This is a genomic window from Leptotrichia hongkongensis (genome assembly GCF_041538065.1).
GTDB lineage: Bacteria > Fusobacteriota > Fusobacteriia > Fusobacteriales > Leptotrichiaceae > Leptotrichia > Leptotrichia hongkongensis.
The window spans coordinates 1-24,372 of record NZ_JBGORW010000014.1 but is presented as its reverse complement, the minus strand read 5'-3'; the positions used below and the strand labels follow the sequence as shown (position 1 = coordinate 24,372).

Here is a 24,372-nt window from a genome sequence, read left to right as displayed (position 1 = left end):
AATTCTTAAAAAAGAGGAGAAAAATAGTTATGAAAATATTGGGAGTTATACCAGCAAGATATGCATCCAGCAGGTTTGAGGGAAAGCCACTCAAGGATATTTGCGGACATGCTATGATTGAATGGGTTTATAAAAGAGCAAAAAATGCTGATATTGATGAGATCGTTGTGGCTACTGATGATGAGAGAATTTTTGAGGCGGTAAAAAAATTTGGCGGGAATGTGGTTATGACAGCTGAAAATCATCAGAATGGAACTTCCAGAATAATAGAAGTTATTAATAAAAATGAATATCAAAATTACGATTTTATCATAAATATTCAAGGGGACGAGCCATTAATTGACATTGAATCGATTAATATTCTGGCAAATAACTATAGAGATGAAAAATCGGAGATTGTTACATTGAAGCAGGAAATGAAATCTCAAAAGGAAATTGAAAATCCTAATCATGTAAAGGTAATCACAGACTTCAATGACAATGCCATTTATTTTAGCCGTTCAGTAATTCCATATGAGCGGGATAAAAATAATAGTCAAAATATAAGATATTTTAGACATATTGGAATTTATGGCTATACAGCAAAATTTTTAAATGAACTGAAAAATTTAAAAGACGGCGTTTTGGAAAAGATAGAGTCGCTTGAGCAATTGAGGTTTATTGAAAATGGATATAAAATAAAAGTTTTGGAAACTGATTCAAATGTAATAGGTGTGGATACAGAAGAAGATTTGAAGGAAGTTGTTAAATTTATAGAAAAAAAGGGAATAAAACTAGACAGCTGAAAAATATTGTAAAAGGAGGATGTTTTAATGGAAAATGGAGTAATGATACAGTATTTTGAGTGGAAATTACCAAATGATGGAAAACATTGGCAAAGATTAAAGGAAGATGCCAAACATCTGAGTGAAATCGGAATAAGTGGAGTGTGGATTCCACCTGCATATAAAGGGATTTCTCAAGATGATGTTGGCTATGGTGCTTATGATTTATGGGATTTAGGAGAATTTGACCAGAAAGGAACTGTCAGAACGAAATATGGGACAAAGCAGGAACTGATTGAAGCGATAGAAGAACTTCATAAATACAATATAAATGTGTATTTGGATGCTGTTTTGAATCATAAGGGGGGAGCTGACGAAACAGAAAAATTTTTGGCAATTGAAGTTGATCCAGAAGACAGGACTGTAGAAATATCGGATCCTTTTGAAATAGAAGGATGGACAAAATTTACTTTTCCTGGAAGAAATGATAAATACTCTGCATTCAAGTGGAATTATAATCTTTTCGATGGAGTAGATTTTGATAATAAAACTGGTAAAACTGCAATTTATAAAATTGTTGGGGAAAATAAGGACTGGGATGAAGGAGTTGACTCTGAACTTGGAAATTATGATTATCTGATGAATGCCGATATTGATTTTTCACATCCTGAAGTGCGTGAGGAAGTAATCCGTTGGGGAAAATGGGTTGTAAATGAATTAAAAATTGATGGATTCAGGATGGATGCAGTAAAACACATAAAAGATGAGTTTATAGCTGAATTTTTGACACAAGTAAGAGCAGCTTACGGAGAAAAATTTTATTCTGTTGGTGAATACTGGCGAAATGACTTGGAAAAATTGAAGGAATATTTGGATAATGTTGGTTATAAAACTGATTTATTTGATGTTGGGCTTCACTTTAATATGTATGATGCTTCTAAAAAGAAAAAGGATTATGATTTAAGAGAAATTTTTGAACATACAATAGTTGCAACAAATCCGATGGCAGCGGTAACATTTGTGGATAATCACGATTCTCAAAAAGGAAGTGCTTTAGAATCACAAGTGGAAGACTGGTTTATTCCTCATTCATATGCTATAATATTATTATCAAAAGATGGTTATCCTTGTCTATTTTATGGCGATTATTATGGAATAGGAAGAAAAAAAAGTCCACATCAATGGATAATTGATAAACTTCTGGAAATACGAAGAATTTATGCTTATGGAGAACAAATAAATTATCTGGATAATCCAAATGTAATTGCAATTCAAAGAACGGGAAGAGATGAATGGACTGGATGTGTAGCCGTACTTTCAAATTCTGAAGAGGAAGAAGAAATACAGATTGAGTTTGGAAAAGAACGGGCAGGAGAAGTTTGGCACGAAGTTACAGGTAGTGGATATGAAGACATTACAATAGATGAGGAAGGAAATGTCGATTTTAAAGTTGAACCTGAAAAAATTTCTGTATGGATACGTAAAAGTTAAGATAAAAATATTGAAATTATCTATGGTTGTAAAGAAATAAATGTTAAAATAATATGAACCTTTCTAGGTTATTTTAAGAAAAACCAAAATTGGAGGTAAAAAAAATGAGAAAAATTAAAATCATAGGAGTAGTAATTGCATTGGTTATGAGCTTGAGTTCTTGTACCGCTGTAGCATTAGGAGCAGGAGCTGTTGCTGGAGGATACACTTGTTTAAATACCAATCTTTGTAATAAATTGAAAAAATAGTTAAGTAATCTTTAAGGGCATAGAATTTTATGCCCTTATGTTAAAAATTCAAAACACATAAAAATGTTAAACAGGAGAATAGTAAAAATATGAAAAATAGTAACACAAGAGAAAAAATCTTGGAAAATATACAGAGGATAGTTGTAAAAGTTGGAACTTCTACACTTACAACTGAAAATGGGCATCTAGATATTGAAAAAATAAAGAGAATTGTGCTGGAACTGAGTAATTTACAGGATAAAGGGTATGATGTAATACTTGTAACTTCTGGTGCAGTTGGAGCTGGAATGGGGCTGCTTAATATAAGTGAAAAGCCTAAAACTTTGGCGGAAAAACAGATGCTGTCAGCAGTTGGACAAGTTTCACTTATGCAAATTTATCAGACATTATTTAAAGAACATAACAAAATAATTGGACAGCTTTTATTGACAAAAGAGGAATTTTCGAACAGAAAAAGATATTTGAACATGAGAAATGTCTGTAATGCTTTTCTAAAAAGAAAAATTATTCCGATTATAAATGAAAATGATGCAATTGTATCTAATGCTTTGAAAATTAAGGTTGGAGATAATGATACAATGTCAGCGCTTGTTTCTGGATTAATTGATGCTGATTTATTAATTATTTTATCCGATATTGACGGACTTTATAATAAAAATCCACGAAAATATGATGATGCTAATCTGATTAATATGGTTGGGGATATTAATGAAGATATAAAGCAGATGGCAGGAGCAGAAGGCTCAAAATTTGGAACTGGTGGAATGATAACAAAAATTATTGCTGCAGAAATGGTAACCAAAATTGGGACAAGTCTTGTAATTGCTAGTGGCGATGATCCTCATAATATAACTAGAATCGTTGAAAAAGAAAATATAGGAACACTTTTTGTGAAAAAAAATAAAAAAATCAGCTTACGAAAATACTGGCTTGCATATGGGCCTAATAAGGAAGGTGCATTAACAATCGATAATGGTGCAAAAGCAGCATTAAAAAATGGAAATAGCCTATTGCCTGTGGGAATAAAGTCTATTGAAGGAAATTTTGATAAAGGGGCAGTCATTGAAATAGAAGATTTGGAAGGTAAAGTTGTTGCAACAGGAATTTCAAATTATTCATCAGAGGAAATTAACCTTATAAAAGGCGTAAAAAGTGAAAATATAGAAGAAATACTGGGTTATAAATATGATGATGCTGTTATTCACATTGATAATGTAGTTATGAAAAAATAAAAATAATAAATTCAATTTTGTTGATTGAGAGAAATTTTATTTAAAAGTTTAGTACACAAGCGTCCAAAAAATTTAATAAAAGAGAAATAGGAACGATTTATGAATTACGAACAACCAAAAAAATAGTAGGAATCAAATTTTATCTTAAAATACTTACAATGGCAAATTTTTGGCTATTTAACCTTAGAAGCCTTGGCTCTGGATAGCGAAGTTTATAACTTGAATGACTACAATATAAGCACAATAGCTGAAAGAATAAATATAACAGATAAATATGGGAATAAAATATTGGATTTATCTGACAAAACACTAATTCATAATACGAATTTATGAGAAGCAATCATTAATATTTTCGGAGCGAATGAATAAAAAAATGGAAAGGAGGAAGTAAGTGAAGAGCGAAAATATTTTTAATAAAAATGAAAATAAATTATACACATTTCTTGGTGGATTTTTAGGCTTTATAATTGCAACTGTACTTTATTTTTTTGCGGCTCAAAATAATATAAGACATATTGTAGTGATGTTTTTAGGTGTGGGAATTATAGAAATTGGAGTTATATTTGGAAATTTTTTTGGTAAAAAAAGAAAAGAAAAAGTTAAAGAAATTACTGACTCGAATGAAGAAGAAAAAATAAGAAAAGTAAAAAAAAATAAGTTTAAGAATCTGTATGATGAATTAGAAATAACTATTTTTAGTGTAGTTATTATATATATTTTTTCATATTTGGCAATATATTTGTCAGAAGTGTTAAACTTAGCATCAATTTTTAAAAGGCAATATCTAGATAAAAAATTTTTTGATATTTTAATGGAAGTTATGACAAATATTTTTAATATTGACTGGGCTAGGCGATATTTAATAATTTACTGGATTTTTTTAACTATTTCTATGGTTATGTTTATGATAGCTATATTTAGAACGAGAAAAATAAAAAAGATGAAGGATGGGAATAGAAAAGCTGGAAATCTTTTTTAGAAATTAGATAAATTAAGAAATGAGGGAGATATGAATTATATAGAAGAACTTGGAAAAAAAGCAAAAGCCGCTTCAAGGGAACTTTTGAAAATTGGAACAAAAACTAAAAACGATGTATTGTTTGCAATTGCAGATGAATTGATAAATAAAAAAGAGGAAATAAAGGCTGCAAACAAAATAGATATGGAAAATGGTAAGAAAAATGGAATGGCATTTTCCTTACTTGATAGAATGGAGCTCACAGACAGCAGAATAGAAGGAATGGCTCAAAGTTTACGTGAAATGGCTATGTTTCCAGATCCAATTGGAGAAGTCATTACAGGATGGAATCATAAAAATGGAATGAATATTGTAAAAAAAAGAGTTCCACTTGGAGTAATCGGAATGATTTACGAATCTCGTCCAAATGTTACAGTAGATGCGGCAGGACTTGCAATAAAATCTTCAAATGCGATAATTTTACGTGGGTCGGAAGATGCCCTGAATTCAAATATTTATTTGAATAATTTATTAAATAGAGTTGCAGATGCTCATGGATTGCCCAAAAATACAGTTCAGCTTGTAGAAAAGCCAGAAAGGGAACTTGTGATGGACTTAATTCGTGCAGACAAGTATATTGACGTAATTATCCCAAGAGGAGGAAAAGGGTTAAAAAGATTTATCATAGAAAACGCAACAATTCCAATGATAGAAACAGGTGCAGGAATCTGTCATATATTTGTAGATGAAACAGCTGACATAAAGCAGGCATTACCAATTATCGAAAATGCCAAAGTACAACGTCCAAGCGTATGTAATGCCATCGAAACAACACTTATCCACGAGAACATTGCAAAAGCAATCTTGCCAGAATTAACAGAAATGCTTTTAAAAGATGGTGTAGAGCTAAGGTACAGCAAAGAAGCATTAGAAATTATTGGAAACAGAAAAGATGTAAAATTGGCAACAGAAGAAGATTTTGGGGCTGAATATTTAGATTTAATAATGTCACTAAAATTAGTTAAAAACATAGATGAAGCAATTGAATATATAAATAATCATGGAACGCACCATTCCGACTCAATCTTGACAAAATCTATAGAAAATGCTGAAAAATTCCTAAACGAAGTAGATTCAGCCAACGTTTACTTAAACGCTTCAACAAGATTTTCTGACGGGGGAGAATTCGGCTTTGGTGGAGAAATCGGAATTTCCACGCAAAAACTGCACGCTCGTGGGCCTATGGGAATAAGAGAGCTGACTACGACGAAATATGTGATTAGGGGAGAAGGGCAGATAAGGGAATGAATTTTTTGAATATTATTTTTGGTTTAGAAAAGATAAAATATTTAGAAGGAGAATAGTGTGAATAATAAATATTTAAAGATTTTAATTTTATTAAGTTTTCTTGTATTAAGTTTTGTAATTTTAGCTGAAGATCAGGAAGAAATTATGAGAGTTACACGACAGGAACTGAAAGAATTGAAAATAAACGATAAATCAATTGAAAAAACTTTTGAGGGAATAAAAATGCAAGGAATAGATTTTTCTAAATCAAAAAAACCATTTGAAGAAGCTGTTCAGCTAGATAACAAAAATTATCTTGCCATGTTTTATATTGGAACCTACGAAAGAGCTTTTAACAAAGATGCAAAAAAAGCAATTGAATACTATCAAAAAGCAATAAAATTAAATCCAAAGAATCCAAGACCATATAATAATCTTGCAATTGCTTATGGATATTTAGGTGATACTAAAAAATCTGATGAAACTGTAAAACAAATAATGTCATTATTTCCTGAATACCCAGAAGGATACTATCAATGGGCTTTGAAATTGTTATATAATAAAAAATATTCTGAAAGTACAGAATATCTGAAAAAAGCAATTGAAAAATATAATAATATAAAAAAAATTGATTACTGGTATATAACTCAAGATATGAAAAAAAATTTCATAATAGATGCTCAAAAAATAATAATTAATAACTATGTAAAACAGGAAAAATTAGCAGAGGCAATAGAATTTTTCCAAAATTCCTATATTAATATGAAACAGGATAACTCTTCTGTTGTAGGTGAATTACTAGGACTTTTGTATTATAAAAATCAAGAATTGTATGAAACTAAAAATTCTAAATTGTACAAAGAAAATTTTGATAAATTAAAATCTATTGAATTTCTTGGACTTTTAATGGAGGCAAATGATAATTTAAAAGGTAAAAATGAAGGGAAATAGATGAAAATTAGAATTTTTAATATTATAAATTATTAGTTAAAAAATTTAAAAGATGATAAAGAATAGTGAAATTATTCAATATCATCTTTTTTTGTAAAAAAATTTCGGTTTCATTAAAAAAATAAAAAATGAATATACAAATATAATAAAAAATGTTATAATTTTATCAATCCTTGAGAAAGGAGGTGTTATAGTTATGCGTACGTTATTAATAAAAATCTTAGTTATAATTTTATTACAAATAGTAATAATTTTAATACAAGAATTTTGGAAATAACTAAAAAAGAGAGCTTACTTTGGGGGTCAGCTCTCTTTTGATTTGCGTATAGTTATGCGTATTTTTATTACTTTACAAAATATTATAACATGTTATAATAAAAAAATCAACTCAATTTAAAATAATTTTTTTAATTTATTGTAAATAAATAGTTAATAAAAAAGATTAAGAAATTTCTGTAACATCCTTCACTTTATAATGCCCAGCACTATTAATTACATCTGCTATTAACAAATCATCAACTTCTTCATTTAAAGTAACTTTTGCATTTTTATCAGAAAGGTTTACTTCTACACTTTCTACTTCTGGCAGTCCGTATAAAACATTTTCTACTTTTTTAGCACAGTTTTCGCAGTGCATCCCTTCTATTTCAACAAGCTTTTTTATCATTTCAAAACCTCCATAAAATTTTATTTTTATTTATACACAAAATTTTAAATTAATAGTTTTGTGTTAAGTTTATTATATAAAAAAATTTATAAGAATGCAAGAAATTTTGTATATGCAATGATTTTGAAAAAATATTTGTAAGATAAAAAATGGATATGTAACTGTAAAAAATATGTTATAATAGTAAAAATGAAGAAAATGGGAGAATTTCATAATGAATAAAATAAGTATTTCATACTGGTATTTGGGATATTTGCTATTAATGGGAAAACTCTTTATGTTGCTGAATAATGGGGAATCAGGAAAACTTACAGGAATATATCTGCTGGTAATTATTACAGGAATATTTTTTCTAATTTGCGTAGATGGCATAAAAATGGAAGGCAATAAGTACATAACAAGTTTTGTTGTTGGTTTTATAATGTTTTTTATAAAATATTCGAGTTATAGGGATTTGAATAAAAGATTTAATATAGCTGTTATCGCTTATTTGATTTTATTGTTAGCCGTGCAGATGGCAATACTAATTTTTCAAGAAATAAAAAGAAGAAAGTGGAAATCTATCTTTTTTATGATATTAATATTTTTTCAATCTGTAAAGTTTGTCAATTTTATGACAATTTATTACTGGGAACCGCGTAATATTGTATATAGTTCATATTTTTCCAAGATAAAAGATAAGCAAGAGATGGAAAAAATAATAAAAAAGTTACCTATGATAGATTCGGTAAGTATTACAGAATTTAAAAAACCGAGACAGTATGATGATGATTTTGATGTAAAGGAATTTTCTGGTGAAATTGATCAGGTGATTGATATTTCAGTAAGATATTCAGTTAACGGCGAAGGATTAAACAGTCTGGTTAAACAAGTTAAAAATTATTTGAAGTTGGTTGGAGATGAAAAAAAGACAACAAGAATTTATATAACTGATAGATATGCTTATTATAAGCCAATAAGAGTATATGAAATTAAAAATGGCGTTACAAAAATAAGATATATAAGAGAAAATGTACAGTATACTGATTCATCGTTTACAGATTTATTTTTGGATATAGTAAAAGTGTTGAAAGGTAAAAGTGATTTTAATAATACAGCAGGGGAGTATTATGAATAATTGAAATTCAGTGATAAAATAAACATTAGAATAAAAAATAGAAAAGTTAGGAGGAAATTGATAATGAGCCATTATTTTTCAGAAAAGCAGGAAGTAAAGTCGGATAGAAAAATAATAAAATATGAAATAGAAAATAAAAAATTTGAGTTTGTAACAGATAATGGGGTATTTTCAAAGACGAAGGTAGATTTTGGAACGGATGTCATGCTGAAAGTGTTTTTAAGAGAAAATATGAACAAAAAAAATCAAAAGTTTGATATACTGGATATTGGCTGCGGATACGGAGTTGTATCAGTTGTTATAAAGTCTTTTTTTGAAAATGTTAGAACTGTTTCATCAGATGTGAATGAGCGGGCTTTGGAGCTTACAAGGGAAAATCTTTTGAAAAATGGAGTTATAAAAGAGGAAAGTGATAATTTTGAAGTAAGAAAATCGTTTGCATTTGATGATGTTTCTGAAAAGTTTGATGTGATTTTATCTAATCCGCCAATTCGAGCTGGAAAGCAGACAATTTTTCAAATTTATGAACAAAGTTTTGAGCATTTAAATCAAGATGGTCAGTTTTATTGTGTGATTCAGACAAAACATGGAGCAAAAAGTACACAGAAAAAATTGGAAGAAATTTTTGGAAATTGTGAAACTCTGGAAATTAATGCTGGATATAGAATTTTTAGGAGTGTAAAAAATTAGAAAAATCCATAAAAATAACTGTAAAATAAAAAATAATTGACAAAATACGATAAATACTGTATTATGATAAGGTAAATAATCAAATGTATATTGTTTTTTTAATTTTTATAAAAATTAAATGTTAAAAAAACTGGACATTTAGTTATTTTTTTGTTATAATAGAAAGGATCCGAGGTGATTATTTATGGCAAAACAGGATGTTCTTGAGCTGGAAGGTGAAATAATCGAAGCATTACCAAATGCGATGTTTCAAGTAAGGCTTGAAAATGGACACGAAGTTTTAGGACATATCTCAGGAAAAATGAGAATGAACTATATAAAAATTTTGCCAGGAGATAAGGTTACGGTGGAAGTTTCTCCGTATGACTTGTCAAGAGGTAGAATTGTATATAGAAAAAAATAACAGTTGGAAGGAGGGTTTTTAGTGAAAGTAAAAGCTTCAGTAAAACCTATTTGTGACAAATGTAAAATTGTTAAACGTCACGGAAAAGTAAGAGTAATATGTGAAAACCCTAAACATAAACAAATACAAGGATAGTTTTAAAATATTTTTTATTTTAAAAAATAACAGATTAATAAACCTAAAAACATTTTTATTAAAATATATTGTAGATAAAAAAACAAAAATACTATGGATATTTAAATAAAGATTGTAAAGGTATGTTTAGCTGTAGAGCTTATTCCTTATATTGTATATGTGAGGGCATATTGAAGAAGATTAAAAATATCAAAACGAGGAGGAAAAAATTTGGCTAGAATAGCAGGAGTAGATATTCCAAGAAATAAAAGAGTAGAAGTTTCTTTAACTTATATTTTTGGAATTGGTAGAAGCACTTCAAACAAAATTTTAGGAGCAACTGGTATCGACAGAGATACTAAAGTAAAAGATTTGACAGAAGAACAAGTAGCAAAATTAAGAGCTGCTGTGGAAGAGTACAAAATTGAAGGAGAGTTAAGAAAAGAAATTAGACTTAACATCAAACGTCTGCTTGATATCAAGAGTTACAGAGGATTAAGACATAGAAATGGATTACCTGTAAGAGGACAAAAAACAAAAACAAATGCAAGAACTAGAAAAGGGCCAGTTAGAATGGCAATTGCTAAGAAAAAATAATAACTATTAAGTTAAAGGAGGAAACCGTAAGTGGCAAAAAAACCAGCAACTTCAAAAAAGAAAAAATTAAAAAATATTCCTAATGGAATAGCATATATACATTCTACTTTCAATAATACTGTTGTTACTATAACAGATTCAGAAGGAAAAGTAGTAATTTGGAAATCAGGAGGAACTTCTGGATTTAAAGGAACTAAAAAAGGGACTCCGTTCGCAGCACAAATCGCAGCTGAACAAGCAGCTCAAGTTGCAATTGAAAATGGTATGAAACAAATTGAAATCAAAATAAAAGGACCTGGATCTGGAAGAGAAGCTTCTATTAGATCAATACAGGCTACTGGATTAGAAGTAACAAGAATAGTTGATATAACTCCAGTACCTCATAATGGTGCAAGACCACCTAAAAAGAGAAGACCGTAATTTTATAAACTAAGGAGGAAAAAGATAAATGGCAAGAGATAGACAGCCTGTGTTAAAAAGATGTAGAAATCTTGGTTTAGATCCTATTGTTTTAGGGGTAAACAAAAAATCAAATAGAAATATTAGACCAAATGCAAATAGAAAATTAACTGAATATGGAACACAACAAAGAGAAAAACAAAAAGTAAAATTCGTTTATGGAGTAATGGAAAAACAATTCTATAAATTATATGAAGAAGCAACAAGAAAAGAAGGAGTAACAGGGGAACTTTTACTTCAATATCTTGAAAGAAGATTAGATAACGTAATCTATAGATTAGGATTTGGTGCTACAAGAAGACAAGCAAGACAAATCGTAAGTCATGGACATATTTTAATTAATGGAAAAAGAGTAAACATTGCATCATACAGAGTAAAACAAGGTGATGTAATTACAGTTAAAGAAGATTCTAAAGAATTAGCTTTAATTAAAGAGTCTGTTGGGCAAAAAACAGTTCCAGGATGGTTATCACTTGAAGAAGGAGCTTTAACAGCTAAAGTGTTAGAAAATCCAGGAAGAGACGCAGTTGACTTTGAAGTTGACGAAGCGATGATTATCGAGTTCTACTCTAGATAATAATATTTTAATCGGAGGAGATGAATTAGCTTGTTAAATATTGAAAAAATAGCTAAAAATGTAAAATTAACTGAAGAAAAAGAAGATAATTATACAGCAAAGTACACACTAGAACCTCTGTATAGAGGGTATGGAAATACTATTGGAAATGCACTTAGAAGAATATTGTTATCATCAATTCCAGGAACTGCAATAAAAGGAATTAAAATTGAAGGTGTGTTGAATGAATTTTCTACAATAGAAGGTGTAAAAGAAGCAGTTACAGATATTATTTTAAATGTGAAAGAAATAGTAGTTGAAGCTGATGAGCCAGGTGAAAAGAAAATGACACTTTCAGTAAAAGGACCAGCTGTAATTACAGCGGCAGATATTCATGTAGAACCTGGGCTAAGAATTATAAATCCTGAGCAGGTTATTATGACTGTTACAACTGATAAACAGATTGACATAGAATTTCTTGTTGATTCTGGAGAAGGATTTGTAGTTTCTGATGAAATTAATACTGATGGATGGCCAATAGGATATTTGGCAGTTGATGCGATTTATACACCTATCAAGAGAGTAAATTATAGTGTTGAAGACACTATGGTTGGACGTGTTACAAATTATGACAAGTTAATTTTGGAAATTGCTACAGATGGAAGTATCGAAATTAAAGATGCTTTATCATATGCAGTAGAATTATTAACTTGGCATTTGGAACCATTTACAAATATTGGAAACAGTATGAGTAAATACAGAGATAGTGAGGATGAATTGGCAGAAGCTGATGCTGAAAATGAAAATAATATTGAAGATATGAAAATTGAAGAACTTGACTTTACAGTACGTTCTTATAATTGCTTGAAAAAAGCAGGAGTAAATACAATTTCAGACTTAACTTCAATGACATATAACGAATTATTGAAAATTAAAAATTTAGGAAAAAAATCGTTAAATGAAATTATCGATAAAATGAAAGAACTTGGTTATGATTTAGACGATAATACAAGTAATGATGAATAATCATATAAAATTAAACTAGAATTTAGAATAAAATCTTAAACGAGGAGGGAAAATGAATCATAATAAATCATATAGAAAACTAGGTAGAAGAACTGACCATAGATTAGCTATGCTTAAAAATATGACAATTTCTTTAGTAGAACATGAGCAAATTGAAACAACAGTAACTCGTGCTAAAGAATTAAGAAAATTTGCTGAAAAAGCAATTACTTTAGGGAAAAAATATAATAATTCAACTGATGCAGCAAGAAGAGTACATTTAAGAAGACAAGCTTTTGCATTCTTAAGAAATGAAGGAGCAGTTGCAAAAATCTTTAATGAAATTGCACCTAAATATGCTGAAAGAAATGGTGGTTATACAAGAATTATTAAAACTGCTGTTAGACGTGGAGATTCAGCTGAATTGGCAATTATTGAATTAGTATAATAATTATAATAGTTAAAAGGCATAGGTTTTATACTTATGTCCTTTTTTTATAGTAATTTTTATTAAAAAGATTTTATAGAAAGGGTATCAAATTCATTGTTAAATAGGATTTACAATAATTTTATTACTCTAATACGAAATATTATAAGATTTTTTTTTAAAGATAAAATATAAAAAAATAGAAGGATAATTTATGAAAAAAAAATTAATTATATTAAGTTTATTAGTTTCAGCTTTTTCAATGGCTACTGATAATAAAAAAGGATTAGTAGATTCTAGTAAAAATCATAAAAATATTGAAGTGAATAAGAATGAAGATAAAAAGCCACAAATGGGAGCACCTATGAATAAAAAAGTAATAACCGAAGATATGATAACAAATAAAACAGAAAATGGTTATAATTTAAATTTTGATGTAAATAAGAATTATACGACCAAGACAGCTACTGTTAATGGTAAAACAGTTACTTATCGTGCTTATGAAAATATAGTTTATGTTGCAAAACCAGTTGATATTGCTTATCAAACTATAAATATCTATATTCCAGAAGAATATTTTAAAAATAAGTCAGTTGGAAAATATAATGCGAAAAGTGCACCAATATTTTTTCCAAATACTGTTGGAGGATATATGCCTGGAGCAGCTGGAATGCCTGGAAATGGAAGAGACGGAAAGCCGGATGCTTCACTAGTCGCATTATCAAATGGATATATCGTGGCAAGTCCTGGAGCTAGAGGTAGAACTTTGGAAAAAGATGGGAAGTATACTGGAAAGGCACCTGCTGTAATTGTAGATTTGAAGGCGGCTGTTAGATATTTACGATATAATGATACTAGAATGCCAGGAAGAGCGGATAGAATTATTTCCAATGGGACAAGTGCTGGAGGAGCAGTTTCAGCTTTGCTTGGTGCAACGGGGAATAGTAGGGATTATGAGCCATATTTAAAGGAAATTGGTGCATTAAATGCAAGAGATGATATTTACGCCGTGTCAGCTTATTGTCCAATAACTAACTTGGATAATGCGAATACAGCTTATGAATGGATGTTTAACGATGTAAAAACGTATAAAAAGATAGAGATTTCAATGTTAGATTACAATGTGGAAAGAAAATATACTGAGGGTACGTTGACTGATGATGAAATTTCACGTTCAAATGATTTGAAAAAGATGTTTCCTGCCTATTTAAATAGCTTAAAATTAAAAGGTAAAAATGGAAAATTTTTAACATTGGATGAAAATGGGAATGGAAGTTTTAAGGATCAGATTAAGCAATATTATATTGATTCTGCAAATACTGCTTTGAAGAAAGGGATTGATTTATCGGAATTTGAATTTTTAACAATAAAAAATGGGAAAGTTGTAGATTTGGATTATGATAAATATGTGGCTTATATGGGCAGACAAAAAACGCCTGGGGCATTTGACAATGTAGATTTGTCAACAGGAGAAAATAATGAATTTGGAGATGAAACTACGAACAATAAGCATTTTACGGAATATACGCTGGAACACTCGACAGTGAATGGAACTATGGCTGATAAAAAAATAATAAAAATGATGAATCCAATGGACTATATTGCAAATTCGAAAGTAAAATACTGGAGAATAAGACACGGTGCAATTGATAAGGATACCTCACTTGCAATACCTGCGATACTTGCTATAAAACTTGAAAATCTTGGGAAAAAGGTTGATTTCGCATCACCTTGGGCAACTCCACATTCTGGAGATTATGATTTAGATGAGTTGTTTATCTGGATGGATAAGGTTGTAGCAGAAGGAAGGTAGTGTGAAAATAGGAAATAAAAAATTTAAGGAGATAAAATTTAAAAACAAAATATTTATAAAGCTACTTTCATATTTTGGATTGTCTCTTTTGTTGTTTTCTATTGTAATTGGGAGTATTTTTGGATATATTTATATTCAAAATACTGTTAGTTTACATAAGAAAGATTTGGTTGAAAGAGCTTATAAGATTTCAGAAACTTTGTCTAAAATGTGGTTTGAGAATAGAGATGAAAAAAATGTAGATAAAAATTTGGATGTAGAAAGAAAAAATGATACTCCAGAAAGAAATAAAAATAAATTTTTAAAGCCAAATAGGGAAGTTCCTAAAATTGTAGGAAATATAAATGGAAAAACAATTGAAAATAATATTATTGAAGATATAAGAAAAGATGAAATTGAAAAGAAAATAGAAAAAAATGAGACAGATAAAAAAGAAAGCTCTGAAAAATTATCGGATGAAAAACATTTTCATAGACATAGAATCGTGGATGAGAAGGACAATAATGTTAAAATATTTAGAAGTATGCGGATGATTGAGGATATTGCGATGGGAGAAGTCTGGATAGTGGATGCAAAAACTGGAAACATTGTACAGGGAAGAAACGAAAAGGGACAACCGTTTTCATATCTGAAATTACCGCCGAATGCAGAAGCAACTATTAAAAAAGCTATTTCTGGAGAAGCAACTACAACAGAAAATTTTAATGATTACTTAAACGAAAATTCAATTACAGTAGCAGTTCCAATAAAAAATGGTGAAACAATTGAAGGAGTCGTGTTGCTTCATTCTCCAGTAAAGTATATGTCTTCAGCATTAAAAAGTGGTATCTATACACTTGTTTTTAGTATTTTAGCTGCACTAATTCTTGCGGGTATCAGTGCTGTTTGGCTTTCTATCAGCTTTACGAAGCCACTTAATAAGATTCGTAATACAACAACAGAATTGGCAAAGGGAAATTATGAAGTAACAACACAGGTAAATCAGAATGACGAAATTGGAGATCTTGCAAAAAGTATTGATAAACTAGCACTTCAATTATATAAAAGTTCCAAAGAAAGTGAACGTTTTGAAAAAATGAGACAAAATTTTATTGCAAATATTTCTCACGAACTGCGAACTCCGATTACAGTGATTCGTGGTTCAATAGAAGCTATTTGTGATGGAATTATAAAGGATTCTGAACAGCTAAAAGATTATAATGAACAAATTTTATCAGATAGTATTCATTTACAAAGACTGGTTAATGACTTAATAGACTTGACGAAACTTCAAAACACAGATTTTTCTATTGATAAAAGCACAATAAATTTATTTGAAATTATAAATGATGCTGTGAGAAGCATGAAGCAGATTTCAACTAAAAAAGGTGTGAAAATAAATTTTTCTGTAGAAAATACAATTGAAGAAGACAGGTATCTTTTTGTTGGGGATTATCAGCGGATTCGGCAAATGATAATAATTGTATTGGATAATGCAATAAAATTTTCTAATGAAAATCAGGAAGTTGATATTTTGCTAAAAAAAGAGAATAATAAATATGAGCTTAAAATATATGACAGTGGAAGAGGAATTGATTCTAAAAATATTGGAGAAATTTTTAACCGTTATCATAAATCAAATACTGAGGAAAATAAAAATGGAATGGGGCTAGGACTTGCAATTGCAAAAGAAATTGCAATACGACATAATATTGAAATTATGGTAGAAAGTGAGCCATATATAAAAACAGTCTTTACTTTTTTAATTCCTATAAATGAAAATTTTAAAATAACAGAAATCTAGTGAAAAAATAAACTTTGATACTAAAAATAAATAAATCTATTGACAAAATTTAGAAAAAGATATAAAATTGTAATGGATACAAAGAAGTAAGTAAATATAAAAGTTAGTTGTCTTACTCAAGCGATATATCTATTTTTATTATTCAATTGAAATTTAAAATATAAATAACAAACAATATTAGGAGGGAAGTATGCATATAGAAAACGTTGGTGACTATTTAAAGAAAAATGGAATAAAACCTTCAGTACAAAGAATGAAAATATTCCAATATCTATTGGATCATCATACGCATCCAACAGTTGACGATATTTTTCAAAATCTATCTCCTGAAATGCCTACTTTATCAAAAACTACAGTATACAATACATTAAATATATTTGTCAGTAATAATATCATTCAAGAAATTATTATTGAAGAAAATGAAGTAAGATATGATGTAGTCACGGATAATCATGGACATTTCAAATGTAAGTCTTGTGGAGAGATTGTTGATTTTGATGTAAATTTATCAAAATTTGATTTATCAAAATTGGGAAATGTAGAAATTGATGAAATACATTTTTACATAAAAGGTACTTGTGAAAAATGTTTAGAAAAACATAATTAAAAATTTAAAATATAGATTGGAGAGAAAATGAAATTAAACAAAGAATTAGAAGTTTTACTAAATAATCAAATAAACATGGAATTAGCAGCGGCTTACCAATATCAAGCTATGGCTGCATACTTTGATGAAAGATCATTAGAAGGTTTTGCAAGCTGGATGGGAAATCAAGCAAAAGAGGAAATCGAACATTCAAAAAAGTTTTATGAGTATGTATTAAAAAGAAACGGAAAAATTGAATTTTTGGGATTAGATAAACCTAAAATGGACTTTACATCAGTAAGAGAAGTATTTGAAGCTGCTCTTGCACATGAAGAAGCTGTAACAGCCTCTATTGAGAATATTCACAAACTTGCAAGAGAACTAGGAGATTATGGTGCTGAAGTATTCTTGAATGAATTTGCTGAAGAGCAGGAAGAAGAAGAAGAACAAGCTCAAAAATTCCTTGATAAGATTATTTCACTTGATGTTGATAATAATAACGCTACGTTATATTTATTAGATAAGGAAATGGGAAAAAGAGACTAAATAAAATATATAATTTTGTAATTATATAATATAAAGTGGTTTTTCAAAAATGGCTAAGTATGCACGATCTAAGGAGGGCACAATAAAAGTATTTAGCTGTTTTTTTTAAAAAACCTTAAAATAAAAATTTGAGAAATAAAAAACCTATTTACTAAGTATTAAAATAGATTTTAGTAATAGGTTATTTTTTTATATAAAAGAATCTGCTATTTCTTGAAGCTGTGAATTATCAGCACCATCTAAATATGCCTTTATAATATGTTTACAAGCCAAGTATCTTTTTTCGTAGCTATTTGATTTTACTGTAATATATTGAATATTGTATTCTTTATATAATTTCTTTAATAAATTTTGGAATTTTTCACGTCTGTCATTGTCGCCAATTGAACGAAGGCCATCATTTACCCAAGTAACATTATTTTCAAGTAAAATCGTCAAGTCAAATCTGTAATTTTGTACAAATTCACGAACTATTGGATTGTCCCGTTTTTCATAAGTTAGGCAAAAGGCCAGTGTTGCAATGTAATCTGTATCAATCAATGCAAATTTATTAGCATTTCTTGCAGCATATAAGACATTTGACTGATGTCCAAAAACGATTTTTTCGTAGTCAGAATACTGTAATGATTCTTCGTCTCCACCCAATTTTTCAAAAACATATTCACGTCCATATTCCCAAGCGGAAGTTGTATTAAAAACATTTGCAAGTTTATCTATCATTACACTTTTTCCACTACTTTCTCCTCCACAGATTGTAATAATGGGTATTAGATGCTCTCTTACTTCACGTGGCAAGTAGTTCCAATATTTACTAGGATTTTCACGTATTTGCTTGGAATTGACATTGTATTCAATATAATTTTTGTCTATGGATCTGGTCTCTGAGCCAAAATGTTTTAAGTTATATTCTTTGTCTTCATCACGATTGCTAATGAATATCACATCATTTTTCCAGTCTATTTCGTTTTCATTTTCCATTTTTTCTCTTTTTTCAATTTCATTTTTTAAGGTTATAGCCCATTCTTCCCAGTTATCACCTTGCTGAGAAAAGTTATTTTCATCCAATAAAAATGATGAAATATTTGGCTGATTTTTAAATGTCTGTTTTACAAAACGTAATCTGTCCTTTGGTGTGATTTCCTTCACAAAACGGGAGTTAGAAGTAAGAAGATCATCTGCATCATCAGAATATGAGATAATAACATATAATCTGTCTACAATTCCACTGGCCCTTTGAATAAAGTTTACATGTCCGATGTGAAGTGGGAAAAATTTCCCAATAATTATTCCTATTTTTTTCATTAATTTTTTCCTCCCTAATTTGATAATTTAATTTTTTCATTAAGACTGGCATATTCTTCCAAAGCATCTTTCGTATCTAGCTCAATCTGTTTATAGACTGTTTTCTCCTTTTCACTACACCCCATTGATAGCCAAAGCTAAAACATCTATTATCATTATTTTTTTTATCATTTCTTCACTTCCATTTATTTCAGTTTTCAAATTTAAACAAAATTATTTAATTTCTAGTATACATTACTTTTTTCTAGTTTTCAATTATATTTATCGTATTAATTAATTATTAATCTTCCCTAAAATAAATTCACTTTTATTTTTTGTGAGTAAATTTACTCATTCCAATCATTAACAAAATTATGCTTCCAACTGCCATTTGAACAAATAAATTGTTGAAATTTTTTGTGCTATCTACAATATATCCAAAGAATACTGGTATAATTCCACCAATTATATATCCAAAAGCTTGGACAACACTGGTTACTACACTCGCTTCGTTTGCAGTTTTTGCATATTTTAGTGGTAAAATCATCGCAATTGGGAAAGATCCTCCCAATCCAATCGACATTAACATTATGAAAACAATTGTTGATAAAATATTTACAGGTATTACAAGTGGAATGATACACCCAATCACTAAACAAAGTGAACTTATAATCGTCCATTTTCTAATACTTCCAATCTTATGCATAACTAAAGGTATCGCAAATCCAAAAAACATTTGAGCTGCAACAAATATAGTCAATAGCATAATTACTTGACTTTTATCAATATTTTTATTCTCTAAAAATGGAACTAGCCAAGTCGATATTCCATAAAAAATGCCTGATTGAACAGAAAAGAAAATTATCATTTTCCAAATATTAAAATCATTTAAAACAATTTTTTCCTGATTTTCCTCTTCGATAATTGAATGTTCTTCTTTTGGAGAAAATATTTGCCAAATCGCAGCAGCAATTATTGTCAAAATTCCCCAAATTCCCAATCCTAATTTCCAATTCACCGAAATTGTTATAGCTTTTGTAAAACTCGAAACGATTAAAGAACCAACTCCCATCGCAAATGAATAAACTCCAACTAAAATGCTCGAATACTCTGAAAATTCCTCTTTTATAAATCCTGACAACAACGGTCCAATTATTGCAATTGCAAATCCTATACAAAATGTTGTAATTAGCAAAAATACATATCCTGTTACAAATAATCTTCCAATCGTACTAATTCCCAACAATATTAATAACCATAAAATACTTTTTTGTCTACCAAATTTTGCTTGTACTTTGCTTACTAAAAAAGCAAATATTCCCATACAAACTACAGGAATTCCCACCAAAAGACTCACTTGAAAATTTGATAATCTCAATGATTCCTGAATTATCGTCTGAATTGGTGGAACACTTGATATTCCAAGCCTTAAATTAAATGCTACTAAAAAAATTAATATCACATAATTAAAATTAAATTTTTTCATTTTTCTCCTCTCAATTTTTTATTTTTTCATTTTATTCTGTTATTCAACAAAAAAAACTCATATTATCATAAAAAAAGGTTGCAAAAAATAGAAAAACAATTTTTACAACCTCGTTTTACAAAATTATTTATTCAAATCGTAACATACTTTTATTTTATTAAACAGATTCAAGTGCTTTTTGATCTCTTACTAATTTTGCTAAAATTCCATTTAAAAAATCTTTTGTATCGTTGTAGGAATACTTTTTGGAAATTTCTAAAACTTCGTTAATTGCAATTTCATATCCAATTTTTTTTATAGTGATTTCATAAAAAGATATTTTTAGCAAGACCTTTTCGATTGTTCCAAGACGTTCATAAGTCCAACCTTCTAACACATCTTTTATCCTTCCAATTAAAATATCTTCGTTTGCAATTATGTCAGTAACATAACTTCTTAAAAAATCAATTTCCTCATCTTTTTTTAAGTTTTCTTCAGTAATTACATCATTTATTCTCTTTTCGATATCATTGTTAATTAGTTCATATTCAAAAAGAAGTTTAAATATCTCTTCTCTAATTTTTCTTCGTGTCATTAATTTTCCTTTCCAGATGGAGAAGTTTTATTTTCTGTATTAGTTTGATTTTCTAATTTTGAGATAATGTTATTGTTATTTTTTTTTATATTTTCTTTTTGATTAGTTGGAGAGTCAATAATTTTTTTTTCAACAATTGTTTCTCCTAAAACTTTTTTCAATTTTACTTTACTTTTTTTCACAGTAATTCCAGTTGAATGAAAAACATATTCAGATAATTTATTTTGAATTTCTGCAAGTTTTTCATTTAAGTTATCGACATTATAAGTATCTACAGTAGCTTCAATAACAACAGATTTTCCTTTTGGATATGATTTTACTTTTGAATTTTTAATGATTTCCTGTCCATTTAAGAAGTCTTTTGATGTTTCATTTATTGTTTTTATGGAAACTTCTATTTCTCCATTTTTATTTTTAACTTTTCTATTTTGAGAATATTTTGTAAGTTTATTAATATAAGAAAGTAAAAATACTACTAAATAAATTATTGATAATAGTCCAACTAAGATTTTAAAATTTAAACTACTTAAATCTATAAAACTATCTAGTTGTCCTAAATAATCAGTCCTAAACAGAATATCTGATATACTTGAAAATACAATACCAACAAATCCAAGTATTACAGATAGTCTTGCTAAAAATCCTAATATTGCAATCATTAATATATACCGACAAAATACACTGCATTTTAACTTTGCGAGTTAGATGAAGTGTATTTGTCAGTTTCTCCTTTCCTAATTGAGTGAGTATGCTCAAATATTATTAATAAAAATTTATATTTAAATTTAATAATACTTGAGTCTATTATGATTTTTATTCTTCAATTTCTGCAGTTTCTGTTACAGGAGCTTGAATATTCTCTTTTTTGTCTTCTTTTATAATTTTTTGAATATATACGTTTACTTCCTGAACTTTTAATCCTGTCATTTCAGTAATTGCTTTTACTACTTTAGTTTGGATTTCTCCAGCTAATGCAGGTAACTTGAATCCCATTTTTGCAACGATGTATAAATCTAATGTACATTCAGTTTCTCCAACTTCTACTTCAATTCCTTTTCCACCTGAAGATACATTTTGGAAAAATTTAACAATTTCATTTTTAGAAGTTCCACCAACAAGGCTGTGTACTCCTTCAATTTCTGCTACTACTGATTCTGCAATAGTCGCTACTACTTCCTGAGATATATTTACATTTCCTAATTCGTTCATTTCTAATTCCTCCTATTTTTTATTTTTTATCAAATAGTAATCAGATTATTTAATTAATAATATGATTTTTATTGATTTCAAAAATTATTGTTTGTTTTTTTATTAATTATTTACCAAGTGCATCCTTAAAATGTGTCTCAATAAAGTTTGTATAGATTGTTCCTTTTTTAAAGTCTTCATTATCAAGCACTTTTAAGTGAAATGGTATAGTTGTGTCAATACCTTCTATAATAAATTCCTTTAAGGCACGTTTCATTCTTGCAATAGCTTCTTCCCTATTTTTTCCTTTTACGATAAGTTTCGCTATCATTGAATCGTAGTAAGGCGGGATTTCATAATTCTGATAAGAATGAGAATCGATTCTTACTCCAATTCCACCTGATGGAATATATGTTTCTAGAACTCCTGAAGATGGAAGGAAACCATTTTCAGAATCTTCTGCGTTAATTCTGCATTCTATTACGTGTCCATTAATATTTATATCTTTTTGAGAAAAACTTAATTTTTCTCCTGCGGCTACTCTTATCTGTTCTTTTATCAGATCTACACCAGTGATTTCTTCACTTACTGTATGTTCCACCTGAATTCTTGTATTCATTTCCATAAAATAGAAATTCATGTTTTTATCAACAAGAAATTCCAATGTTCCAACACTGTCGTAACCAATTCCTTTTGTTAATTTGGCAGCAAATTTACCCATTTTTTCACGTGTTTTTGCATCAATTCCTGCTGATGGAGATTCTTCTATTAATTTTTGGTGTCTTCTTTGGATAGAGCAGTCTCTTTCTCCAAGATGGACAACATTTCCAAACTTATCTCCAATAACTTGTATTTCAACGTGTCTTGGCTCTTCAACGTATTTTTCAATATAAACATCTGGATTTCCAAAAGCCGCTTTTGCCTCATTTTGTGCAGCAATAAAATTTTCTACAAGTTCTTTTTCATCATGGGCGATTCTCATTCCTTTTCCGCCACCTCCTGCAGTTGCTTTTATCATAACAGGATAAGTTATCCATTGTGCAACTTTTTTGGCTTCTTCAACATTTGGAACAATTCCATCTGACCCTTTTGTTATTGGAACTTTGTGCTTGATAGCAGTTTCCCTTGCTGTTGCCTTGTCTCCCATCATACTAATTAGCTCAGGTTTTGGACCAATGAATACGATGTTGTTTTTATCACATATTTCAGCAAATCTTTGATTTTCTGCTAAAAACCCATATCCTGGGTGAATAGCTTCACTTCCTGTAATTTGTGCTGCTGAAATAATATTCGGTATTTTTAAATACGAGTCTGCACTACTGGCAGTTCCGATACAGACAGCTTCGTCAGCAAGTTTTACGTGAAGTGAATCTTTATCGGCTTCTGAATAAACTGCAACTGTGGCAATTCCTAACTCTCTTGCTGCTCTAATTATCCTAACAGCAATTTCTCCTCTGTTTGCTATTAATATTTTTTTAAACATTAATATTCTATCCTCCTAAAAGATTTCTGTTTCATAAAAATAATTTTAATTAATTTCAATTTTAAATAGTTCTTTTGCGAAGTCAACTGGTGAGCCGTCTGCCACTAGCACTTCCTTTAGAATACCATCTACATTAGATTTTACATCATTATCAATTCCTATTGTATTTATTTTTGCAAGAACTTGTCCTTTTTTTACTAAAGTTCCAGGTTTTGAACTTACTAGCTTTATTCTTCCAACATTACTCGATTTGATAATTTCTTCTGCTGGTAATACAGCTGTAAGAGTTTCTTTTTCAACCTTTTCTGTTACAGGTGCTACATTATTTGCGATATTTGTAGTTTCAGAATTTGTTAATGTAAGTTTTACTTTTCCATATCTTACTTTTAGTTCTGCTATATCTTCTTTCTTTAGAACTTTCATCAATTCCTGAATATCTTTAAGTTCCATATTCCCTCCTTGTATCTTATTTTATAAATCAAACTTTTAATCGCCAAATTTATCACAAAATTATACATATAATTTTATCATATTATAAGTATTTTTTCAATTTTTTCTTTTCTTAGTTCTGTTTTTATTATGTATAGATGTCAAACATTTGTTACAAAAATATATTAAAAAAAATATTTCTTCCCTAATGTATCTTTAACCTACTGATTTTCCTTG

28 protein-coding genes are annotated in these 24,372 nt (G+C 28.9%); 20 read left to right on the top strand and 8 right to left on the bottom strand.

What is annotated here, in order from left to right; translation table 11 throughout:
* Positions 1-29: 29 nt before the first annotated feature.
* The 7 genes from kdsB (at position 30) to ACEG17_RS09450 (ending at position 6,931) form a co-directional block, all read left to right on the top strand.
* Positions 30-785 carry a 3-deoxy-manno-octulosonate cytidylyltransferase gene (kdsB, locus tag ACEG17_RS09480; RefSeq protein WP_372583518.1) on the top strand — a complete coding sequence of 252 codons (756 nt, stop codon included), beginning with the start codon at positions 30-32 and terminating at the stop codon, positions 783-785.
* 27 nt (positions 786-812) lie between these two features.
* A complete protein-coding gene (locus ACEG17_RS09475; RefSeq protein ID WP_372583517.1) occupies positions 813-2,255 on the top strand; it encodes an alpha-amylase in 1,443 nt (480 codons plus the stop codon).
* Positions 2,256-2,359: 104 nt separating this feature from the next.
* Positions 2,360-2,503: a hypothetical protein gene (locus ACEG17_RS09470; RefSeq protein WP_172618799.1), complete on the top strand. Its 144-nt coding sequence runs from the start codon at positions 2,360-2,362 to the stop codon at positions 2,501-2,503.
* Between the two features lie 89 nt (positions 2,504-2,592).
* Positions 2,593-3,735: a glutamate 5-kinase gene (proB, locus tag ACEG17_RS09465; protein WP_372583516.1), complete on the top strand. Its 1,143-nt coding sequence runs from the start codon at positions 2,593-2,595 to the stop codon at positions 3,733-3,735.
* A 391-nt stretch (positions 3,736-4,126) separates the two neighbouring features.
* A complete protein-coding gene (locus ACEG17_RS09460; protein ID WP_372583515.1) occupies positions 4,127-4,714 on the top strand; it encodes a hypothetical protein in 588 nt (195 codons plus the stop codon).
* A 30-nt stretch (positions 4,715-4,744) separates the two neighbouring features.
* On the top strand, positions 4,745-6,001 hold the full coding sequence (locus ACEG17_RS09455; RefSeq protein ID WP_372583514.1) for a glutamate-5-semialdehyde dehydrogenase: 1,257 nt from the start codon (positions 4,745-4,747) through the stop codon (positions 5,999-6,001).
* 57 nt (positions 6,002-6,058) lie between these two features.
* Positions 6,059-6,931 carry a tetratricopeptide repeat protein gene (locus ACEG17_RS09450; RefSeq protein WP_372583513.1) on the top strand — a complete coding sequence of 291 codons (873 nt, stop codon included), beginning with the start codon at positions 6,059-6,061 and terminating at the stop codon, positions 6,929-6,931.
* 442 nt (positions 6,932-7,373) lie between these two features.
* Here ACEG17_RS09450 and ACEG17_RS09445 read toward each other — a convergent pair whose 3' ends face one another.
* Positions 7,374-7,598 carry a heavy-metal-associated domain-containing protein gene (locus tag ACEG17_RS09445; protein WP_372583512.1) on the bottom strand — a complete coding sequence of 75 codons (225 nt, stop codon included), beginning with the start codon at positions 7,596-7,598 and terminating at the stop codon, positions 7,374-7,376.
* 214 nt (positions 7,599-7,812) lie between these two features.
* On the opposite strand from ACEG17_RS09445, the gene ACEG17_RS09440 reads away from it, so the two are divergent.
* The 13 genes from ACEG17_RS09440 to ACEG17_RS09380 all read left to right on the top strand — a co-directional run bounded on the left by ACEG17_RS09440 (position 7,813) and on the right by ACEG17_RS09380 (position 17,694).
* Positions 7,813-8,715, top strand: a complete 903-nt coding sequence (locus tag ACEG17_RS09440; protein ID WP_372583511.1) for a hypothetical protein — start codon at positions 7,813-7,815, stop codon at positions 8,713-8,715.
* Positions 8,716-8,778: 63 nt separating this feature from the next.
* Positions 8,779-9,405, top strand: a complete 627-nt coding sequence (locus tag ACEG17_RS09435) for a class I SAM-dependent methyltransferase (RefSeq protein WP_372583510.1) — start codon at positions 8,779-8,781, stop codon at positions 9,403-9,405.
* A gap of 184 nt (positions 9,406-9,589) precedes the next feature.
* Positions 9,590-9,808 (top strand): translation initiation factor IF-1, encoded by a 219-nt coding sequence (infA, locus tag ACEG17_RS09430; RefSeq protein WP_006805851.1) that lies wholly within the window; start codon positions 9,590-9,592, stop codon positions 9,806-9,808.
* Between the two features lie 21 nt (positions 9,809-9,829).
* A complete protein-coding gene (gene rpmJ, locus ACEG17_RS09425) occupies positions 9,830-9,943 on the top strand; it encodes a 50S ribosomal protein L36 (RefSeq protein ID WP_015770204.1) in 114 nt (37 codons plus the stop codon).
* A gap of 210 nt (positions 9,944-10,153) precedes the next feature.
* Positions 10,154-10,519: a 30S ribosomal protein S13 gene (gene rpsM / locus ACEG17_RS09420; protein WP_021744138.1), complete on the top strand. Its 366-nt coding sequence runs from the start codon at positions 10,154-10,156 to the stop codon at positions 10,517-10,519.
* 30 nt (positions 10,520-10,549) lie between these two features.
* The gene (gene rpsK, locus ACEG17_RS09415; RefSeq protein ID WP_026747748.1) at positions 10,550-10,939 is read left to right on the top strand and encodes a 30S ribosomal protein S11; all 390 of its coding nucleotides are present in this window, start codon (positions 10,550-10,552) and stop codon (positions 10,937-10,939) included.
* Between the two features lie 28 nt (positions 10,940-10,967).
* Entirely contained in the window at positions 10,968-11,555 is a 588-nt protein-coding gene (gene rpsD / locus ACEG17_RS09410) for a 30S ribosomal protein S4 (RefSeq protein WP_006805848.1), read from the top strand.
* Between the two features lie 30 nt (positions 11,556-11,585).
* On the top strand, positions 11,586-12,560 hold the full coding sequence (locus ACEG17_RS09405; protein WP_299571777.1) for a DNA-directed RNA polymerase subunit alpha: 975 nt from the start codon (positions 11,586-11,588) through the stop codon (positions 12,558-12,560).
* Positions 12,561-12,612: 52 nt separating this feature from the next.
* On the top strand, positions 12,613-12,987 hold the full coding sequence (gene rplQ / locus ACEG17_RS09400; protein ID WP_026747746.1) for a 50S ribosomal protein L17: 375 nt from the start codon (positions 12,613-12,615) through the stop codon (positions 12,985-12,987).
* A gap of 193 nt (positions 12,988-13,180) precedes the next feature.
* Positions 13,181-14,779, top strand: a complete 1,599-nt coding sequence (locus ACEG17_RS09395; protein WP_372583509.1) for a subtype B tannase — start codon at positions 13,181-13,183, stop codon at positions 14,777-14,779.
* Position 14,780: 1 nt separating this feature from the next.
* Positions 14,781-16,562, top strand: coding sequence for a sensor histidine kinase (locus tag ACEG17_RS09390; RefSeq protein ID WP_372583508.1), 1,782 nt, complete (start codon positions 14,781-14,783; stop codon positions 16,560-16,562).
* A 190-nt stretch (positions 16,563-16,752) separates the two neighbouring features.
* Entirely contained in the window at positions 16,753-17,169 is a 417-nt protein-coding gene (locus ACEG17_RS09385) for a Fur family transcriptional regulator (protein WP_299574671.1), read from the top strand.
* A 27-nt stretch (positions 17,170-17,196) separates the two neighbouring features.
* Complete coding sequence (locus ACEG17_RS09380; RefSeq protein ID WP_372583507.1) at positions 17,197-17,694, top strand: ferritin; 498 nt, start codon at positions 17,197-17,199, stop codon at positions 17,692-17,694.
* 189 nt (positions 17,695-17,883) lie between these two features.
* On the opposite strand, the gene nadR is transcribed toward ACEG17_RS09380, so the two are convergent.
* The 7 genes from nadR to ACEG17_RS09345 form a co-directional block, all read right to left on the bottom strand.
* Entirely contained in the window at positions 17,884-18,996 is a 1,113-nt protein-coding gene (nadR, locus tag ACEG17_RS09375; protein WP_372583506.1) for a multifunctional transcriptional regulator/nicotinamide-nucleotide adenylyltransferase/ribosylnicotinamide kinase NadR, read from the bottom strand.
* Between the two features lie 307 nt (positions 18,997-19,303).
* A complete protein-coding gene (locus ACEG17_RS09370; protein ID WP_372583505.1) occupies positions 19,304-20,461 on the bottom strand; it encodes an MFS transporter in 1,158 nt (385 codons plus the stop codon).
* Positions 20,462-20,618: 157 nt separating this feature from the next.
* Positions 20,619-21,035 (bottom strand): transcription antitermination factor NusB, encoded by a 417-nt coding sequence (gene nusB, locus ACEG17_RS09365; protein WP_299575738.1) that lies wholly within the window; start codon positions 21,033-21,035, stop codon positions 20,619-20,621.
* The gene (gene amaP / locus ACEG17_RS09360; protein WP_372583504.1) at positions 21,035-21,694 is read right to left on the bottom strand and encodes an alkaline shock response membrane anchor protein AmaP; all 660 of its coding nucleotides are present in this window, start codon (positions 21,692-21,694) and stop codon (positions 21,035-21,037) included. Before amaP ends, nusB begins: the two co-directional genes overlap by 1 nt.
* Before the next feature lie 154 nt (positions 21,695-21,848).
* Positions 21,849-22,244, bottom strand: a complete 396-nt coding sequence (locus tag ACEG17_RS09355) for an Asp23/Gls24 family envelope stress response protein (protein ID WP_299573140.1) — start codon at positions 22,242-22,244, stop codon at positions 21,849-21,851.
* Positions 22,245-22,350: 106 nt separating this feature from the next.
* Entirely contained in the window at positions 22,351-23,706 is a 1,356-nt protein-coding gene (gene accC, locus ACEG17_RS09350) for an acetyl-CoA carboxylase biotin carboxylase subunit (protein ID WP_299573137.1), read from the bottom strand.
* A 45-nt stretch (positions 23,707-23,751) separates the two neighbouring features.
* On the bottom strand, positions 23,752-24,156 hold the full coding sequence (locus ACEG17_RS09345) for an acetyl-CoA carboxylase biotin carboxyl carrier protein (protein ID WP_372583503.1): 405 nt from the start codon (positions 24,154-24,156) through the stop codon (positions 23,752-23,754).
* Positions 24,157-24,372: the final 216 nt, after the last annotated feature.

Excerpts from the sequence above, each read along its gene's own strand:
- accC (WP_299573137.1), bottom strand. The coding sequence starts at position 23,706 with ATGTTTAAAAAAATATTAATAGCAAACAGAGGAGAAATTGCTGTTAGG.
- ACEG17_RS09440 (WP_372583511.1), top strand. The coding sequence starts at position 7,813 with ATGAATAAAATAAGTATTTCATACTGGTATTTGGGATATTTGCTATTA.
- ACEG17_RS09355 (WP_299573140.1), bottom strand. The coding sequence starts at position 22,244 with ATGAACGAATTAGGAAATGTAAATATATCTCAGGAAGTAGTAGCGACT.
- ACEG17_RS09370 (WP_372583505.1), bottom strand. The coding sequence starts at position 20,461 with ATGAAAAAATTTAATTTTAATTATGTGATATTAATTTTTTTAGTAGCA.
- ACEG17_RS09435 (WP_372583510.1), top strand. The coding sequence starts at position 8,779 with ATGAGCCATTATTTTTCAGAAAAGCAGGAAGTAAAGTCGGATAGAAAA.
- proB (WP_372583516.1), top strand. The coding sequence starts at position 2,593 with ATGAAAAATAGTAACACAAGAGAAAAAATCTTGGAAAATATACAGAGG.
- ACEG17_RS09395 (WP_372583509.1), top strand. The coding sequence starts at position 13,181 with ATGAAAAAAAAATTAATTATATTAAGTTTATTAGTTTCAGCTTTTTCA.
- infA (WP_006805851.1), top strand. The coding sequence starts at position 9,590 with ATGGCAAAACAGGATGTTCTTGAGCTGGAAGGTGAAATAATCGAAGCA.
- rplQ (WP_026747746.1), top strand. The coding sequence starts at position 12,613 with ATGAATCATAATAAATCATATAGAAAACTAGGTAGAAGAACTGACCAT.
- ACEG17_RS09345 (WP_372583503.1), bottom strand. The coding sequence starts at position 24,156 with ATGGAACTTAAAGATATTCAGGAATTGATGAAAGTTCTAAAGAAAGAA.
- ACEG17_RS09445 (WP_372583512.1), bottom strand. The coding sequence starts at position 7,598 with ATGATAAAAAAGCTTGTTGAAATAGAAGGGATGCACTGCGAAAACTGT.
- ACEG17_RS09475 (WP_372583517.1), top strand. The coding sequence starts at position 813 with ATGGAAAATGGAGTAATGATACAGTATTTTGAGTGGAAATTACCAAAT.
- ACEG17_RS09385 (WP_299574671.1), top strand. The coding sequence starts at position 16,753 with ATGCATATAGAAAACGTTGGTGACTATTTAAAGAAAAATGGAATAAAA.
- nadR (WP_372583506.1), bottom strand. The coding sequence starts at position 18,996 with ATGAAAAAAATAGGAATAATTATTGGGAAATTTTTCCCACTTCACATC.
- ACEG17_RS09380 (WP_372583507.1), top strand. The coding sequence starts at position 17,197 with ATGAAATTAAACAAAGAATTAGAAGTTTTACTAAATAATCAAATAAAC.
- rpsD (WP_006805848.1), top strand. The coding sequence starts at position 10,968 with ATGGCAAGAGATAGACAGCCTGTGTTAAAAAGATGTAGAAATCTTGGT.
- nusB (WP_299575738.1), bottom strand. The coding sequence starts at position 21,035 with ATGACACGAAGAAAAATTAGAGAAGAGATATTTAAACTTCTTTTTGAA.
- kdsB (WP_372583518.1), top strand. The coding sequence starts at position 30 with ATGAAAATATTGGGAGTTATACCAGCAAGATATGCATCCAGCAGGTTT.
- ACEG17_RS09470 (WP_172618799.1), top strand. The coding sequence starts at position 2,360 with ATGAGAAAAATTAAAATCATAGGAGTAGTAATTGCATTGGTTATGAGC.
- ACEG17_RS09455 (WP_372583514.1), top strand. The coding sequence starts at position 4,745 with ATGAATTATATAGAAGAACTTGGAAAAAAAGCAAAAGCCGCTTCAAGG.
- amaP (WP_372583504.1), bottom strand. The coding sequence starts at position 21,694 with ATGATTGCAATATTAGGATTTTTAGCAAGACTATCTGTAATACTTGGA.